General features: G+C 27.2%; 17 protein-coding genes. 7 read left to right on the top strand and 10 right to left on the bottom strand.

The features are described from left to right. Nucleotides 1-3 precede the first annotated feature (3 nt). Complete coding sequence (locus ACTTAW_RS03480) at nucleotides 4-2,340, bottom strand: penicillin-binding protein 1A (RefSeq protein ID WP_440651157.1); 2,337 nt, start codon at nucleotides 2,338-2,340, stop codon at nucleotides 4-6. A 100-nt stretch (nucleotides 2,341-2,440) separates the two neighbouring features. On the opposite strand from ACTTAW_RS03480, the gene ACTTAW_RS03475 reads away from it, so the two are divergent. Beyond that, nucleotides 2,441-4,249: an Rne/Rng family ribonuclease gene (locus tag ACTTAW_RS03475; protein ID WP_440651156.1), complete on the top strand. Its 1,809-nt coding sequence runs from the start codon at nucleotides 2,441-2,443 to the stop codon at nucleotides 4,247-4,249. Here ACTTAW_RS03475 and ACTTAW_RS03470 read toward each other — a convergent pair. Both ACTTAW_RS03470 and thiS read right to left on the bottom strand, forming a co-directional pair. Next, nucleotides 4,242-5,015: a thiazole synthase gene (locus ACTTAW_RS03470; protein WP_440651155.1), complete on the bottom strand. Its 774-nt coding sequence runs from the start codon at nucleotides 5,013-5,015 to the stop codon at nucleotides 4,242-4,244. The two genes, ACTTAW_RS03475 and ACTTAW_RS03470, sit on opposite strands and share 8 nt — an antisense overlap. A 1-nt stretch (nucleotide 5,016) precedes the next feature. Then, nucleotides 5,017-5,226, bottom strand: a complete 210-nt coding sequence (thiS, locus tag ACTTAW_RS03465) for a sulfur carrier protein ThiS (protein WP_440651154.1) — start codon at nucleotides 5,224-5,226, stop codon at nucleotides 5,017-5,019. Between the two features lie 16 nt (nucleotides 5,227-5,242). Between thiS and aroQ the strand changes: the two genes are divergently transcribed. Genes aroQ through accC form a run of 3 tightly spaced genes read left to right on the top strand, consistent with a single transcriptional unit; the run spans nucleotide 5,243 to nucleotide 7,454 of the window. Beyond that, complete coding sequence (gene aroQ / locus ACTTAW_RS03460; RefSeq protein ID WP_440651153.1) at nucleotides 5,243-5,692, top strand: type II 3-dehydroquinate dehydratase; 450 nt, start codon at nucleotides 5,243-5,245, stop codon at nucleotides 5,690-5,692. Beyond that, entirely contained in the window at nucleotides 5,679-6,113 is a 435-nt protein-coding gene (locus tag ACTTAW_RS03455) for an acetyl-CoA carboxylase biotin carboxyl carrier protein (RefSeq protein ID WP_440651152.1), read from the top strand. The genes aroQ and ACTTAW_RS03455 overlap by 14 nt, the downstream gene beginning before the upstream one ends. A gap of 3 nt (nucleotides 6,114-6,116) precedes the next feature. Next, complete coding sequence (gene accC / locus ACTTAW_RS03450; RefSeq protein ID WP_440648985.1) at nucleotides 6,117-7,454, top strand: acetyl-CoA carboxylase biotin carboxylase subunit; 1,338 nt, start codon at nucleotides 6,117-6,119, stop codon at nucleotides 7,452-7,454. On the opposite strand, the gene ACTTAW_RS03445 is transcribed toward accC, so the two are convergent. Together ACTTAW_RS03445 and ACTTAW_RS03440 are read right to left on the bottom strand one after the other, a co-directional pair. Next, nucleotides 7,451-7,852 (bottom strand): DUF2155 domain-containing protein, encoded by a 402-nt coding sequence (locus ACTTAW_RS03445; RefSeq protein WP_440651151.1) that lies wholly within the window; start codon nucleotides 7,850-7,852, stop codon nucleotides 7,451-7,453. The two genes, accC and ACTTAW_RS03445, sit on opposite strands and share 4 nt — an antisense overlap. Continuing rightward, nucleotides 7,815-8,174 (bottom strand): NADH-ubiquinone oxidoreductase subunit NDUFA12 family protein, encoded by a 360-nt coding sequence (locus ACTTAW_RS03440; RefSeq protein ID WP_440651150.1) that lies wholly within the window; start codon nucleotides 8,172-8,174, stop codon nucleotides 7,815-7,817. Before ACTTAW_RS03440 ends, ACTTAW_RS03445 begins: the two co-directional genes overlap by 38 nt. A 114-nt stretch (nucleotides 8,175-8,288) precedes the next feature. Between ACTTAW_RS03440 and ACTTAW_RS03435 the strand changes: the two genes are divergently transcribed. Further along, the gene (locus ACTTAW_RS03435; RefSeq protein ID WP_440618658.1) at nucleotides 8,289-9,104 is read left to right on the top strand and encodes a TSCPD domain-containing protein; all 816 of its coding nucleotides are present in this window, start codon (nucleotides 8,289-8,291) and stop codon (nucleotides 9,102-9,104) included. Nucleotides 9,105-9,106: 2 nt separating this feature from the next. Here the strand turns inward: ACTTAW_RS03435 and aspS are convergent, their stop codons facing one another. Genes aspS through ACTTAW_RS03420 form a run of 3 tightly spaced genes read right to left on the bottom strand, consistent with a single transcriptional unit; the run spans nucleotide 9,107 to nucleotide 12,630 of the window. Beyond that, nucleotides 9,107-10,891 carry an aspartate--tRNA ligase gene (gene aspS, locus ACTTAW_RS03430; RefSeq protein ID WP_440651149.1) on the bottom strand — a complete coding sequence of 595 codons (1,785 nt, stop codon included), beginning with the start codon at nucleotides 10,889-10,891 and terminating at the stop codon, nucleotides 9,107-9,109. Further along, the gene (locus tag ACTTAW_RS03425; RefSeq protein ID WP_440651148.1) at nucleotides 10,892-11,554 is read right to left on the bottom strand and encodes a DNA replication protein; all 663 of its coding nucleotides are present in this window, start codon (nucleotides 11,552-11,554) and stop codon (nucleotides 10,892-10,894) included. Beyond that, the gene (locus ACTTAW_RS03420) at nucleotides 11,551-12,630 is read right to left on the bottom strand and encodes a DUF2066 domain-containing protein (RefSeq protein WP_440651147.1); all 1,080 of its coding nucleotides are present in this window, start codon (nucleotides 12,628-12,630) and stop codon (nucleotides 11,551-11,553) included. The genes ACTTAW_RS03425 and ACTTAW_RS03420 overlap by 4 nt, the downstream gene beginning before the upstream one ends. A gap of 11 nt (nucleotides 12,631-12,641) precedes the next feature. Between ACTTAW_RS03420 and purM the strand changes: the two genes are divergently transcribed. Next, nucleotides 12,642-13,673: a phosphoribosylformylglycinamidine cyclo-ligase gene (gene purM, locus ACTTAW_RS03415; RefSeq protein ID WP_440651146.1), complete on the top strand. Its 1,032-nt coding sequence runs from the start codon at nucleotides 12,642-12,644 to the stop codon at nucleotides 13,671-13,673. Beyond that, nucleotides 13,648-14,229: a phosphoribosylglycinamide formyltransferase gene (gene purN, locus ACTTAW_RS03410; protein WP_440651145.1), complete on the top strand. Its 582-nt coding sequence runs from the start codon at nucleotides 13,648-13,650 to the stop codon at nucleotides 14,227-14,229. Before purM ends, purN begins: the two co-directional genes overlap by 26 nt. On the opposite strand, the gene ndk is transcribed toward purN, so the two are convergent. Further along, nucleotides 14,219-14,620: a nucleoside-diphosphate kinase gene (gene ndk, locus ACTTAW_RS03405; RefSeq protein ID WP_440651912.1), complete on the bottom strand. Its 402-nt coding sequence runs from the start codon at nucleotides 14,618-14,620 to the stop codon at nucleotides 14,219-14,221. The genes purN and ndk overlap by 11 nt on opposite strands. A 1-nt stretch (nucleotide 14,621) precedes the next feature. Next, nucleotides 14,622-16,076 (bottom strand): leucyl aminopeptidase, encoded by a 1,455-nt coding sequence (locus ACTTAW_RS03400; protein ID WP_440651144.1) that lies wholly within the window; start codon nucleotides 16,074-16,076, stop codon nucleotides 14,622-14,624. Nucleotides 16,077-16,129 lie beyond the last annotated feature (53 nt).

Below are 16,129 nucleotides of genomic sequence, written 5' to 3'. Positions count from 1 at the left end.
CCATTAGTAAAACTTTAATATGTTGTTTATATCCATTCTATCAGAATTTGAATAAAGAACTTTACCATCTACAACATTTTTCTTTTTAAAAACCTCAATTATTGTATTTTTAGATGTAAATTTAGCTTTTTGACCTGTTGAGGGATCCACAACCATCATAATTGTATCTTTTGCAGCTTTAAATGGTCTAGCCTCAGACTTTTTAACAGAATTTTTTATAAAATTTTTAAATATAGGAAGGGCTGTTTTTGATCCTGTTTCAAATTTACCGAGTGGTGTTGGACTATCCATTCCTACGTAAACACCTACTAAAAAGTTTGATGTAAAACCAATGAACCAAGTATCTGTATTATTATTTGTGGTTCCAGTTTTTCCTGCAATATTTAATTTTAAATCTCTTAATTTTTTTGCAGTTCCTCTTTGAACTACCCCTTCAAGAATTGATGTCATTTGATATGCAGTTTCTTCAGAAAAAATTTGTAAATATTTATTTTTTAACTCAGGATAATCGTCACTAAGATAGGATATTGCATCACAATTTACACAAGATCTCTTATCATTATTATAAATAGTGTTTCCCTCACTATCTTGTATCCTGTCAATCAAAACAGGTTCAACAAGTTTTCCCCCATTAACAAAAACAGAATAAGCAGATGTAAGCTGCAACAAGGTAGTTTCAGCAGAACCTAAGGAAATTGACAAAAGTTCTTCAGGATCTTCATAAATTGAAAGTTTTTTAGAATAGTCGATAATTTTACCTAACCCTAAATCTTGAGCTATTCTAACTGTCATTAGATTTCTTGATTTCTCCAATCCAGTTCTGATGGTGGATGGACCATAAAACTTTTTTCCATAATTTTCTGGTTTCCACAACTTTAAATCATCACCTTGATCTAAAACTAAAGGTGCATCTAAAACTAATGATGTAGGTGTATAATTATTTTCTAAAGCAAGAGCATAAACGAATGGTTTAAATGCAGAACCTGGTTGTCTTTTTGCTTGTGTTGCACGATTAAACTCACTTTTTTTAAAACTAAAACCACCATTAAGAGCCAAAACTCTTCCCGTATAAGGATCCATTACAACAATTCCTCCATTTATTTTTGGCAATTGCTGTAAACTATATTTTTTATCCTTTATTTGTTTCACGTAAATTATGTCGCCAATTTTTAATAATTGATTAAACTCTTTTTTTGTCCAAGAAATATCTTTATATTCAATAACACCATCAGCTTTATCAATAGTTTCTATAATTGCTGAAAATTTGTTTAATTTTTTTATAATTGCTAATTTCCAATTAATTGATTTTTCAAGTTTGTATTTATCTAAATCTTTGTACCAATTTGAATTGTAAGGTTTGTTGGTTAATGCCCCCCTCCAACCTTTTCTTTGATCATAGGAAATTAATCCAGATCTTAAAGAATTAGTAGCTATTTTTTGTAAATCTAAATCTATTGGAGTATTGATATTTAGACCTTGTTTATAAACTTTGTCATAAGTCAAACTTTCTATGACATTCTTTCTAACCTCTTCAATATAATATTGTGCATCCTCTAAGTATATTTTTTGTTTTTTCTTTAATTTAATTTCTTGATTGCTTAATTTTTCTAACCATTCAGATGTAATATAGTTATTTTCATATAAATTTTTTAAAACTAAATTTCTTCTAAATTTTGCTAAACCTTTATCTTTATAAGGATTGTATTTACTTGGTGCTTTTGGTAAAGCAGCCAACAGTGCAGCTTCTGAATAATTAAGTTCCCTTATAGATTTATCAAAATATTCCAAACTTGCAGCAGCTACACCATAGGCTCCACTGCCAAGATAAATTTGATTTAAATAAAGTTCTAATATCCTTTCTTTAGATAATGCTCTCTCAATTCTAAATGCTAATATTGCCTCTTTTATCTTTCTATTTAGACTTACTTCATTTGTTAGTAAAAAATTCTTTGCTACTTGTTGAGTAATAGTTGATGCACCTTCTAATCTTTTAGAAGCCATTATATTTGAAATATTGTTGATAATTGCTCTTAAAACGCCTTTTGCATCAACACCAGGATGAGAAAAGAAATTTTTATCTTCTGCAGATAAAAATGAGTTAATTACATTTTTTGGTATAGCGCTGTATGGAACAAAAACTCTTTTTTCTTTTGAAAAATCTGCAACCAATTCTCCATTTCTTGAGTAAACTTTGCTTGAGACTGGTGGCTTATAATTCTTGAGAAATTTATAATCTGGAATATCGTTTGAGTATTTCCATAAAATACTAAATATTAGAATACCTAATAATATTAAAATAGTAGAGGAAAATAATAGAATATTTTTAAATAATTTACTCATTTTGTTTCCATTATATCTTGGAATTTGTTAAAGATAAGGCATCAGAATTAAACAAAATTTATTACTATAAAAATTAAATGAACTTAACAATCAACATATTATGGAAAAAAATTTATATATCGATGCATCGCATCCAAATGAAACTAGAGTTGTACTTAAATCAGGCGATAATATTGAAGACTACGAGTACGAAGGTTTAAAAAACAATTTAATAAAAAATAATATATATTTAGGTAAGGTAAGCAGGATTGAACCTTCGCTTCAAGCAGCCTTTGTTGACTTTGGAAGAGAAAGACATGGATTTTTATCATTTAATGATATTCAGTCAGATTACTATCAAATACCAAAAGCGGACCTAGAAAAAATAAAAGAAGAAGAAGAAAAAGCAAGAGAAGAACTTTCAAAACAAGTTGAGGCAAAAGAAGAAGAAAATATTGCTGAAGGGAAACTTGAAATAGATGATCCAATAGAGGAAAAAGTTGAAGATGTAGAGGATTATAAAGAGGAAGTAGAGATAAAAGAAAATTCAGATACAGAAGAAAAGACTGAAAAAAAACCTGAAAAAAGATTCAAATTTAAAAGATACAAAATTCAAGAAGTAATCAAACCTAATCAAGTAATTCTTGTTCAAGTAATAAAAGATGAGAGAGGTCAAAAAGGAGCTGCACTAAGCACATTTATTTCAATCGCAGGAAAATATATAGTCTTGATGCCAAACACACCTAAAGGTGGTGGAATTTCTAGAAAAATATTTAATCCTGCAGATAGAAAAAAAATTAGAACTATTTTAAATGAAATTGAAATTCCTAAAGAGATGGGTTTAATTGTAAGAACAGCAGGTAGCAACAAAACAAAAAACGAAATCAATAGTGACTTAACAACTCTTGTTAATACTTGGGGACAGATTAAAGATAATGCAATTAATTCTATAGCTCCCTCATTAATTCATCAGGAAAGCGAGATTATTAAGAGAACTTTAAGAGATATGTACGACGATAGTACTAACCAAATTATTGTTGAAGGAAATGAAGGCTATAAAAAAGCGCAGTCATTTATGAAAACAATGATGCCATCAAGTGTAAAAAAAGTTAAAAAATATAGAGGAAAAATACCACTATTTATTGAGGAAAATATTGAGCAAAAATTAAATCAAATTTTTGATTCAGAAATTAAACTCAAATCTGGTGGATACTTGGTAATTAATCCTACAGAAGCGCTAGTATCAATTGATATTAACTCAGGTAGCTCTATTAAAGGTAAAAATGTTGAGAGCACAGCGTTAGACACTAATATTGAAGCAGCAGAAGAAATTGCAAGACAAATAAAAATTAGAGATTTGTCAGGATTAATAATTATAGACTTTATTGATATGCTTAGTTATGGAAACCGACGCTTAGTAGAGAGAAAACTTAAGGAAAAATGTAGATCAGACAGAGCAAGAATTCAAATTGGAAGAATAAGTAATTTTGGCCTTTTAGAGATGTCTAGGCAAAGATTAAGAGAGAGTGCTGTAAAATGGAAGGTGACTTTGACAGATGAATCTTTTGCACAAAAATTATTAAAAATTGTTGAACTAAAGGCTGTAATTAATAAAGCAAAATTTGTTGAAGTAAAAGTATGTGAAAAAGTTTCAGATTTTTTAAAAGAAAATTTTGTTAACGATTTAACTTATTTTGAAAAAAAGAATAAAATGACTATCGATATCATTAGCGACAATTCTTTAATAATACCAGAATATTTTATTAATATTCAAAACAAATCAAAAAAAACAATTGAGATTGTTGAACATTATGAAAAATTAAAAAACTTAGAAGCCCAAAATAAAGAAGATAAAATTTCTCAAAAAAAAGAAGTTAAAAAAATTAAAAAAAATTATAAAAAAAAGAAATATTATAAAAAAACTAAATAATACCTTTTAGTGGAGAAGAAGGGTTTCCCATTAAAGTTTTATCTATTCTTCCAGAGTTGTATGATTGTCTTCCAGCAATAACAGCATTTTTAAATGCAAGAGCCATATCAAATGGTTTTTTTGCTTTTGCGATTGCAGTGTTTACCAATACTCCATCACAACCCAGCTCCATTGCAATTGTAGCATCTGAAGCTTGTCCAAGACCTGCATCAATTATCAATGGAAGTTTTGTTTGTTTCCTGATTATTTGAATATTAATTTTATTTTGTATTCCTAAACCTGAACCAATTGGTGCTGCTAGTGGCATTATCGCAGCAGCTCCAACATTTTCTAATCTTTTTGCCATTAATGGATCATCGTTACAATAAACCATAACTTTAAACCCTTCTTTGGTAAGAACTTCAGTAGATTTTAAAGTTTCAATCATATCTGGAAATAAATTTTCCCTATCTCCCAAAACCTCTAATTTAACTAATTTCCACCCACCAATTTCTCTTGCTAATCTCAAAGTTCTCAGAGCTTCTTTAGAATTAAAACAACCCGCTGTGTTAGGTAAATAGGTAATCTTTTTTGGATCAATATAATCCATTAACAAAGGTTTGTTTTTATCAGAAATATTTACTCTTCTAACTGCAACAGTTACTATCTCTGCTCCTGACAATTTGATAGCTTTGGCACATTCAGACATAGTTTTATACTTTCCAGTACCAACAATTAATCTAGATTTAAATTTTTTTTTAGCAATGATGAGATTATCTTTTTTCATACTAACCTCCTCCTATAAAATGAACAATCTCAATTTTGTCTTTTTGTTTTAATTTAATTTTATTAACATTTTTTTTATCTATTATTTCTTCATTAAGTTCAATTGCTACTTTTTTCATAGGAATTTTAAGGTGTTTTATTAAATCTGAAAGTTTAAATGTTTCAGAAATTGATCTGTTTTTACCATTTACTTTGATTTTTATTTTTTTCATCGTATATAAAAGCTGAATGAATAATAAAATAATTATTATTAATGGTCCAAATCTTAATCTATTAGGTGAAAGAGAACAATCACAATATGGATCAGGTAACTATGAACAACTTAAAGAAAATTGTTTAAAAAAATCAAAAGAAGTTGGGCTAGACTGTGAATTTATCCAATCAAATTTGGAGGGAGATTTGGTAAATACAATTCAAGATGCACGTAAAACATATGATGGAATGATTATAAATGCTGCTGCATTTACACATACCTCAGTTGCAATAAGAGATGCACTTGAATTGTTCAAGAAACCAATAATCGAAATGCATATATCAAATATATATAAAAGAGAAGAATTTAGGCACAAATCACTTATTAGTGGAGTTGCAACAGGTGGAATTTTTGGATTAGGCACTGAAGGATATATTTTGGCCATAATTTCATTACAAAAGCTTTTACAAAATGAAAATAGATAAAAACGTAATTAAAGAACTTAGTAATTATTTAGATGAGTTTAATTTAACTGAAATAGAGATTACTGAAAAAGATACTAAAATTAAAGTTTCAAAAAATAACGTATCAATTAGCAATCAAACTATTCCAGCATCTGTAAGCAATGCAAATTTAACTACTACTTCTCAATCTACTGAAAGTATTAAATCTGGAACAGAAATTACATCTCCAATAATTGGAACTGCTTATCATGCACCAGAACCTGGAGCAAAAAAATTTGTTGAAGTTGGTAAAAAAATTAAAAAAGGTGACACAATAATGATTGTTGAAGCAATGAAGACAATGAACCATGTACCTTCTACCCATGACGGTGTCGTAAAAGAAATTTGTGTTGAAGATGGTCAGCCAGTTGAGTTTGGTCAAACAATTCTTATTTTAGAATAAATAATGTTTAAAAAAATTTTAATTGCAAACCGTGGGGAAATTGCAGTTAGAATTATAAGAGCATGCAAAGAATGGGGTATAGCAACTGTAGCTGTCCATTCAGATGTTGATAGAGAAAGCATGCATGTAAGAATGGCAGATGAAAGTGTCTGTATAGGCTCTCATCAACCAGCAAACAGTTATTTAAATATTCCCGCATTAATGTCTGCAATAGAACTGACTAATGCAGATGCTGTTCATCCAGGATATGGCTTCTTATCTGAAAATGCTAACTTTGCTAAAATTTTAGAGGAAAATAAAATTAAATTTATTGGTGCATCTTCCAAACACATTGAAATGATGGGAGATAAAATTCAAGCAAAAAGAATAGCTAAAGAAAACGGTTTACCTGTTATTGAAGGATCTGAAGGTGGTGTTAGGGATATTAATGAAGCAAAAGACCTTTGTAAAAAAATTGGTTTTCCTGTTCTGATTAAAGCCTCAGGTGGAGGTGGCGGAAAAGGTATGAAAATAGTACATAAAGAGGAAGAATTTGAAACTTTGTTTTCTACAGCTAAGTCAGAGGCACAAAAATACTTTGGTAACGATGAAGTGTATATTGAGAAATTCTTTCAAAATCCAAGACATATAGAAGTTCAAATACTCGCAGGAAAAAACAGAGTTGTGCATTTGCATGAAAGAGATTGCTCTGTTCAAAGAAGACATCAAAAACTTATTGAGGAAACCCCAAGTCCTGTTTTGAATGATGAAATTAGAAAAGATCTTTTTGAAAAAACTGTAAAAATGGTCTCTAAAATTGGGTATATGGGTGCAGGAACAGTTGAGTTTATTTATGAAGATGGAAAGTTTTATTTTCTAGAAATGAATACAAGAGTTCAAGTAGAACACCCTGTTACAGAAATGGTAACAGGAGTAGATATTATTAAAGAACAAATATGGATAGCATTTTCTGAAGAAACAGCACTACAGCAAAGCGATATTAATCCAAGAGGTCATGCTATTGAATGCAGAATAAACGCTGAAGATGCCAGTAAAAATTTTCAACCTTCTCCAGGAGTTATAAGCATGTGTCACCAGCCATCTGGATTTAGAACAAGAGTAGATGGAGCTATATTTCAAGGTTACAAAGTTACTCCATATTATGACAGTATGGTTTGTAAGTTAATTTGTCATGGACGAAATAGAACAGAAGCTATTCAAAGAATGAATAGATCTTTGGATGAATTTGTTATTGAAGGTATTACGACTACTATTCCACTTCACAAAAAATTGTTAAATCATAAAAAATTTATCAATTCAGATTTTAATGTGAGCTGGCTAGATAAAGATACTATAGTTTAATAACATTTTATTAGCCACACATCATAAATAGGATGATCAAACGGAGTTATTGAAGGGCTTGAAGAAAACATCCATCCATTAAAAACAAAAACTTCATCATTGTTTTGATTTGATAAATCTCTGACTTGTATATAAGCAGTAATTTCTGGACTATCATCAAATTCAGAATTTTTACATTTTAAACTCTGAATTGATAAGTCTTTAAATTTTAGTAATTGACCATTTTTAAGTTTTAATGAAGTATTTTTAGAACTAATTTTATCTAAAATTTTAATTTCAGTAAAAGAACCTTCAAGTTGACTATTGGAATGTGAAATGGATGTAAATAGAAAAAGGAAGATTAGTAAGTAAAGAAAAAAACTATTCTTTCCAACTAGTATATTTTTTTTTAACACCATCTTTATTTTTATTTGGATAATATGCTTCTTCGGTACCAGTTAAATTGGATTGATGAGGTTTTTGCCATTCATATTTTTCTAGCTCATGTTTTTTTTCTATTTTGTTAGGTGTAAAATGCATCCATGAGTACCACTCAACTGGAATTTTTGATGCATCAATAACATCAGAATATATTACCCATCTTTTTCCTTTTTTATCTTCATAATATTTGTTCCCAAACTGATCTGTACCAGCAAGCTTTCCAAAAAAAATTGTTTTTAATCTTGTTTCAAAAGTATCTTGATTCCACCAAGTGAAAATTTTTTTAAGAAGTGTCAACATGTTATTTTATTTTTTATTTCAATTAAAAATTGTAAAAATTAAATTAGACTAAAATTTGAATAAGTATATAAATTAAAAGAATCTATTTTCAAACTAATTTTAAACTGAGGTGAAATGGCAAAATATCTTGTAGAAACTTATTACACTTGTACATTTAAAGTAAATCATTACTTAGATGACATAAATGAAACAGAGCTTAAAAATCTAGAAAAAAGAGACGATGGTAAATTTGAAGTTTTAGATGTCAAATTAGACAATAGAAAAACTAAAAGTTTAGATCCAAATAACAAAAAAGTAGTTGAAAATAAAAAAATTGAAATAGTTTCAAAAAGTGCAAGTGAAAATTCTATAAGTAAAGAAACCGTAGTTCAAAACTTAAACAAGTCCTCAGAAAAAGGTGGAAAAAGATTTAGTATGCCTGACAGACGAAAAGGCTATATTCAAAAAGCTACAATTGGAGATCATAAAGTTTATCTTCATACGGGTGAATATGAAGATGGAAAAATTGGAGAAATATTTATTGACACAAGTAAAGAAGGAGAATTAGTTAAGGCATTAATGAATAACTTTGCAATAGCAGTATCTTTAGGCCTTCAATACGGAGTACCATTAGATGAATTTATAAGTGCATTTGTGGGAACAAAATTTGAACCATCAGGTAAAGTACATGGAAATGATAGAATATTGAGCGCTACCTCTATTTTAGATTATATTTTTAGAGAGTTAGCTATATCTTACCAAAATAGAGAAGATCTTGCACATACTCCTGCAATTGGTGGAAATGATACGAATGATCAAGAAAATGAAGATCAAAATCAATTATTAAAAATTGTTAAGGATATTACTAGCAAAGGATTTGTAAGAAATAACTATAAAAAAAATCTAGTTGATTTATCTGATGTTAAAATAAGTCTTAAAGGTAAAAAATAATTTTATTTTTTATTTTTTAAAGACAAGTTCAATTCTTTTAACTGTTCAGGATTAACTTCAGATGGAGCGTTCATCATCAAATCCTGTGCATTTTGGTTCATTGGAAACATTGTTACTTCTCTAATATTTTTTTCATTAGCTAACAACATAACAATTCTATCGATACCAGGAGCAATACCCCCGTGAGGTGGAGCACCATAACTTAATGCATTTATCATACCACTAAATTTTTCATCTACTTGCTGCTTATCATAACCAGCAATTGAGAATAACTTATACATAAGTTCAGGTTTATGATTTCTTATGGCGCCAGAGGATAATTCAATACCATTACAAACAATATCATATTGATAAGCCAATAATTCTAGAGGATTTTCAAGTTCTTTTTCTGTCAAATCACCTTGTGGCATAGAAAATGGATTGTGACTAAATTCAATTTTATTGGTTACTTCATCTCTTTCAAACATTGGATAATCAACTACCCAGCAAAACGCGAAAATATCTTCATCAATTAAATCTAAATCTTCTGCAATTTTATTTCTTGCCTGAGAAGTTATTTTTTCTAATTCATTTTGTTTGCCACAAGCTAGAAAAATACTGTCCCCTACTTCTGCATTAGTTAAATTCATTATTTCTAGCAATGCTTCTTTAGTGAAAAATTTTCCTATAGGTCCTTTACCAGATAACTCAGTATTTTTTTCAAATGTAAAATAAGCCAAACCTGATGCTCCTTGTTCTTTGGCCCATTTATCTATATTATCAAAAAAGCTTCTTGGTTTATCCTTAGTATTTTTTGTTAATATGCATCTTACTCTTGAACCAGATTTTACTAACTTTTTAAATATTTCAAAAGATACATCTTCTCTTGTAAATATTTCAGTAATATCATTTATTATAAGTGGATTTCTTAAATCAGGTTTATCACTTCCATATTTTAACATTGCTTCTTTGTAAGAAATTCTTGGAAACTTATCGTTTAATAATTTTTTATTCGAAAATGTTTTAAAAGTATTAACCATTAATTTTTCAACAACGTTAAAAACATCTTCTTGTTCTACAAAAGACATTTCTAAATCTAATTGGTAAAATTCACCTGGACTTCTGTCTGCTCTTGCATCCTCATCCCTAAAGCAAGGGGCTATTTGAAAATACTTATCAAACCCAGATACCATAATTAGTTGTTTAAATTGTTGTGGGGCTTGAGGTAATGCATAAAACTTCCCTGGATTTAATCTACTTGGTACTAAAAAATCTCTAGCACCCTCAGGACTTGAGGATGTTAGTATTGGTGTTTGAAATTCCAAAAAACCTAATTTAGACATTTCATTTCTAATGTGTGAAATAACTTTTGATCTTAAGATTATATTTTCATGTATTTTTTTTCTTCTTAAATCCAAAAATCTATATTTTAACCTTATTTCCTCAGCATATTCTTGATCACTGAAAACTGGCATCGGTAATTCTTTGCAAGAACCTAGTTCTTCGTAAGTATCAATTTTTACCTCAATTTCTCCTGTGCCTATTTCTTTGTTAATTGTATCTTCAGATCGAGCTACAACCTTACCTTCGATTTTAACTACAGTTTCTAATTGAGTTTTTTCTAAGTTTGTGAAATTTTTGTTATCCTTATCTATAATACATTGTGTGACACCATAATTATCTCTTAAATCTATGAATAATAAGTTGCCATGATCTCGTTTTTTATTGATCCAGCCTGAAAGAAATACTTTTTTATCAACATCTTCTTTTCTTAATTCGTTACACGTATGTGTTCTAAATTTACTCAATTAATCTCCTAATGCTTCTTTAATAATTTTAAAATCGATTGGTTTTTTCCTTTTTAAACTTATTTCGTCGATCTTATATATGAATTCAGATATTTTGCCATAAGATCTATCTATTCTTTTTATAATGAAATCTATTAATTTCTTATCAATTGATATCTGACGATCAGAAAGATTTTTTAATATTAGGGCAAATAATAAATCATCCTCTGGTTTATCAATCTTTGATAAAATAAAATTCTTAGCTCTAGAATTTAAATCATTTAATTCAAAGGAGTAATCAACTATGGGTTTGGTTGAAGTAACAATTAAATATTTGTTATCTTGCTCTATATTATTCAAAAAAGTAAATAATAACTTTTCATCAATATTTTTATTTAAATCTTCAATAATTATATTTTCATAAATTTTTATTTTTTTTAAATATTCATTGCTAATATCAGCTGCGTTTATTTTAATACCCTTAAATTTATGTAAAAAAATATTAATTAAATGAGATTTTCCAGAAAATTTTTCACCAATTAAATTTATAAAATTTTTTTCCCATTTAGGCCAACTATTCAATAATAAAAATGAAAATTCATTAGATTTTGATACATAAAAATCCTGATCTTGAAAGTTTTGTTCATAATCAAATTTTAAGATTTCTTGATTTAAAGATTTCATTCTAATACCCAAATTTTATTTTTGATTTCAAAAAAATAATCATAATCTTTCATCACATTTAAAAACTGATCTCGGGTACCATTAAATATTACTTTATAAATATTTTTTTTATTATCAAATTTATATATATTGAATTTATTAACCAGTTCTATACTTGAAAGTGTTTCTTCAAACTGATCAATTTTAATTATATTGCTATTATCAACTGATATAGTCAAATCCAATTTAATTGATGTATTTATTATGTTTTTTAATTTCCAATAATCTTCAAAAACTGTTTTCTGTTTATCTATGAATTTTTTTAAATCTTGTAAATTTTCTAAATTTATATTTTTAAATTTAAAATTTTTTAAATTTTGGTTCTTTTTAAATACTATTTGATTAAGTACTCGAATTTCTTGATTATTTTTAAAAACAATCATTATAATAAAATCTTCAAAATTATATTTTTTTGAAATTTCTCTAAAATCAAAATCTTCTAAATTGTTAATATTTTTTTTAATTAAGTTATAATCATCGATATCTTCGTTTGGTAAAATGTAATTTAGTTGATGGTATTTTTCTTTTTTAAAATTCCAATTTTTAAATAATTGACTTTCTGAAAAAAGAAATATTTCATTTTTTTCTTCATCTACTTCTATTGGGAAAAAAATTAAATCTTTTTGAATAATAGATGAAGGAAAAACATTTTTTTTTTCTAATAATTCGAAAAAACTTTTTTTATTAAATTCTACATTCAAGGTAAGATTATATATTTCATCAATAAAACTTTCTTGAACAATCGAAAATGTTTCAACTAAACTTTTAACTTCTTTGGTTGAAGAATTTTGAAGTTTTTTTTGATCTTTGCTTTGAACAATAGTTAAAATAAGTTCTTCATATGCTTCAACAAAACCTCGATTTATTATCTTATTTTTATCAAAAGAAGCGTTAAATGGAGATGATATTTTAATTTCTTTTATAGAAAATGTTTTTGCAACACTATTTTCTGTGGAAAAAAAAATATTTAATAAAGCAAGAAATAGAAAAAGATTATATAAACACTTCAGTTTAATTAATTTTGAAAAACACCTCATATAATATTGTAATGAATAATAAAAATTTTACCTATAAAAAAAGTGGTGTTAACATTAAGGCTGCTGACAAGTTTGTAAATTTCATTTCATCAGTATCATCAAAAAAAAGGGGCAAAAAAAAGTTTTCTAATATTGGGGGCTTTGGTTCTATTTCGAATATCCCTAACAACATAAAGCAACCTCAAATAGTTGCTTGTACAGATGGTGTCGGAACTAAAATTGAAATAGCTAACACTTTAAATAAATTTGATACAATTGGTATTGATCTCGTGGCTATGAGTGTAAATGATTTAATTGTTCAAGGTGCAAAACCTCTACTATTTTTAGATTATATTTCAATAAACAAGATTGATTTAATTAAACTTAAATCGATCATTAAAGGAATAGTTAAGGGCTGTAAACTATCAGATTGTGAACTTGTAGGTGGAGAAACAGCAGAGATGCCTGGCACTTATTCAAAAGGTAAATTTGATATAGCTGGTTTTGCTGTTGGTATTGTTGGTAAAAATAAAATCTTAAATAAAAATAAAATCAAAAAAAATAATTTAATATTAGCAATTCCATCTAGCGGATTACATTCAAATGGGTTCTCACTTGTAAGATATTTAATAAATAAAAAAAAAATTAATATAAATAAAAATAAATTTTTAAAATCAGAACTTTTGAAACCAACAAAAATATATGTGAAAGAAATAATCAACATAATTTCAAAAAATCTTATTAATGGTTGTGCAAATATTACAGGTGGAGGACTTGCGGATAATATCAAAAGAGTTATTCCTGATAACATGGTAGCAGATATTAATTTAAACAAAATTAAAACTTTAAAAATATTTAATTGGCTTAAAAAAAATGGAATATCAGAAAACGAAATTTTGAAAACATTTAATTGTGGTGTTGGTTTTTGCTTAATTATTAATAAAAAAAACTTGAACAAAGTTCAAAGTTATTTTCCTAAACAATATAAACCATATGTAATTGGAAAAATTATAACTGGTAAAAATAAAGTAAAATTAAATGGTTCTATCAACTGGAACAAATAAAATAAAAACTGCAGTATTTATCTCTGGAACAGGTAGTAATTTAAAATCACTTATTAAGTTTTCTAAATTAAAGAAATCACCTATTTCAATTAACCTAATTTTTACCAACAATAAGTTGGCTAAAGGTTTGAAATATGGAGAAATTTTTAAAATTAAAAAAAAAATAATTAATTACCAAAATAAAGAAATTGCTGAAAAAAAAATACTTAATGAACTTGAAAAAAATAAAATTGAATTAGTTTGCTTGGCAGGATTTATGAAAATTCTTTCAAAAAAATTTATTAAAAATTTTAAAGGTAAAATTTTAAATATTCACCCTTCCCTCTTACCAAAATACAAAGGTTTAAATACCCATGAAAGAGCCATAGAAAATAAGGATATATACTCAGGATGTACTGTACATTTCGTAAATTCAAAATTAGACTCTGGAAAAATAATTCTTCAAAAAAAGGTTAATATTTTAAAAAAAGACACTCCAAATACTCTTGGTAAAAGAATTTTAGTTCAAGAGCATAAATTGTATCCCAAAGCTATTTTGAAAATTTTTAGTCTTTAAAAAAGAAATCAATTTCAATTTTAGCATTTTCAACACTGTCAGATCCATGAACTGAGTTTTTATCAATTGAAATACCATATTTCTTTCTAATTGTACCATCTTTAGCATCTTTAGGATTTGTTGCACCCATCAATTCTCTATTTCCTAATACGGCGTTTTCTTTTTCAAGCACCATTACCACTATCGGACCTGAAGATAGATATTCACATAAATCATTGTAAAATGGCTTTGTTTCATGAACTTTATAAAAATTCTCAGCTTCAAATTTTTCAATTTTAATTTTCTTTTCTTTTAAAATCGAAAAACCATTATTTTTAAATATTTCTTTTATCTCATTTTCCAGATTTCTCTCTACTGCATCAGGTTTTATAATTGACAAAGTTTGTTCAATATTACTCATATTCATCCTCTATTAGTTTGTTTAATAATCTCACTCCAAAACCAGTCGCTCCACTTGAGTTTAATGCTCCTCCATATTTAGAAAAAGCCATACCTGCAATATCTAAATGAGCCCATGGTGTTTTATTTAAAATAAATCTTTGTAAAAATTGTGCAGCTGTTGTTGAACCTGCGCCACCTTCATAATTTATATTTTGCATATCTGCATTCTTCGATTCAATTAACATATCAAAGTTTTTGTTTAAAGGCATTCTCCAAACTTTTTCCTCTACTTTCTCACCAGCTTCAATTAATTGCTTAGATAATTTATCATTATTTGAAAATAAACCTGCATACTCTGATCCTAATGAAACAATAATTGCACCAGTCAAAGTTGCTAGATCAACTATAAATTTGGGCTTAAATTTTTCCTCAGTATAAGTAAGTGCATCTGCAAGAACTAACCTACCTTCTGCATCAGTATTTAGGATTTCAACAGTTTTTCCACTGTATGATTTAACTATATCTCCTGGTCTTTGAGCATTTCCACCTGGCATATTTTCCACTAATCCTACTACACCAACAGCATTAACTTTTGCTTTTCTTAGAGCTAAACTTTTCATCAACCCAACAACAACCGCTGAACCAGCCATATCATAAGTCATGTCTTCCATGAATTTCGCAGGTTTAAGTGAAATACCACCAGTATCAAAACAAACTCCTTTACCCACGAATGCTAAAGGCTTTGAATTATTTTTTAATCCTTTCCATTCCAATGTAACCAAATACGATCCTCTAATACTTCCTTGACCAACTCCCAGCAAAGTATTCATTCCTAATTTTTTTAATTTTTTTTGATCATAAACAGTAATTTTTAAACCATATTTTTTTAATAAACCTAATCTTTTTGCATATTCATCTGGATGCAATACGTTGCCGGGTTCTGACACCAGATCTCTAGTATAAAATGTACCATTTTCAATTGATCTAAATCTTATTTGATCTTTTAAAGAAGGAATATTATTTCCTGTTACAGTTATTGAAATATTTTTTTTATTTTTTTTTGATTTATATTTCTCAAATACATAGGATTTAAGTTTAAAGCCATGTAAAAAATATCCAATATAATTTGGAATTTTAAAATTAAAAGGATCTGAATTTATTATTATTTCATCAAATTTATAATTTAAGTTTAAGTCGTAAAATTTAGCACCTAGGTTTTCTATTTCATAAGTTTTTAAATTCTTTTCTATAGATATTAGAACAATTTTTTTCTTAGAATTTATATCAAAAAAAATAATTTTTTTTTTTACATCCCTGTTTTTTATTAAATCATTAATAAAAAAATACTCATTTTTAGACACATAATTTTTTAAATATTTTAAATCGAAATTTTCATTTACAAAGAATACAATTGTTTTTTTATCGATTTTTTTAATTTTATTTTTGTAATTTATTTTAATGTTCATTAATTTTATACATTCTTGATGAGATGAATGGTATATATGAATAAAAACAAAAT

The organism is Candidatus Pelagibacter sp. HIMB1495 (genome assembly GCF_052047955.1).
GTDB lineage: Bacteria > Pseudomonadota > Alphaproteobacteria > Pelagibacterales > Pelagibacteraceae > Pelagibacter.
The sequence above is the reverse complement of the archived record's forward strand: the minus strand, read 5'-3'. Positions and strand labels throughout refer to the sequence as shown.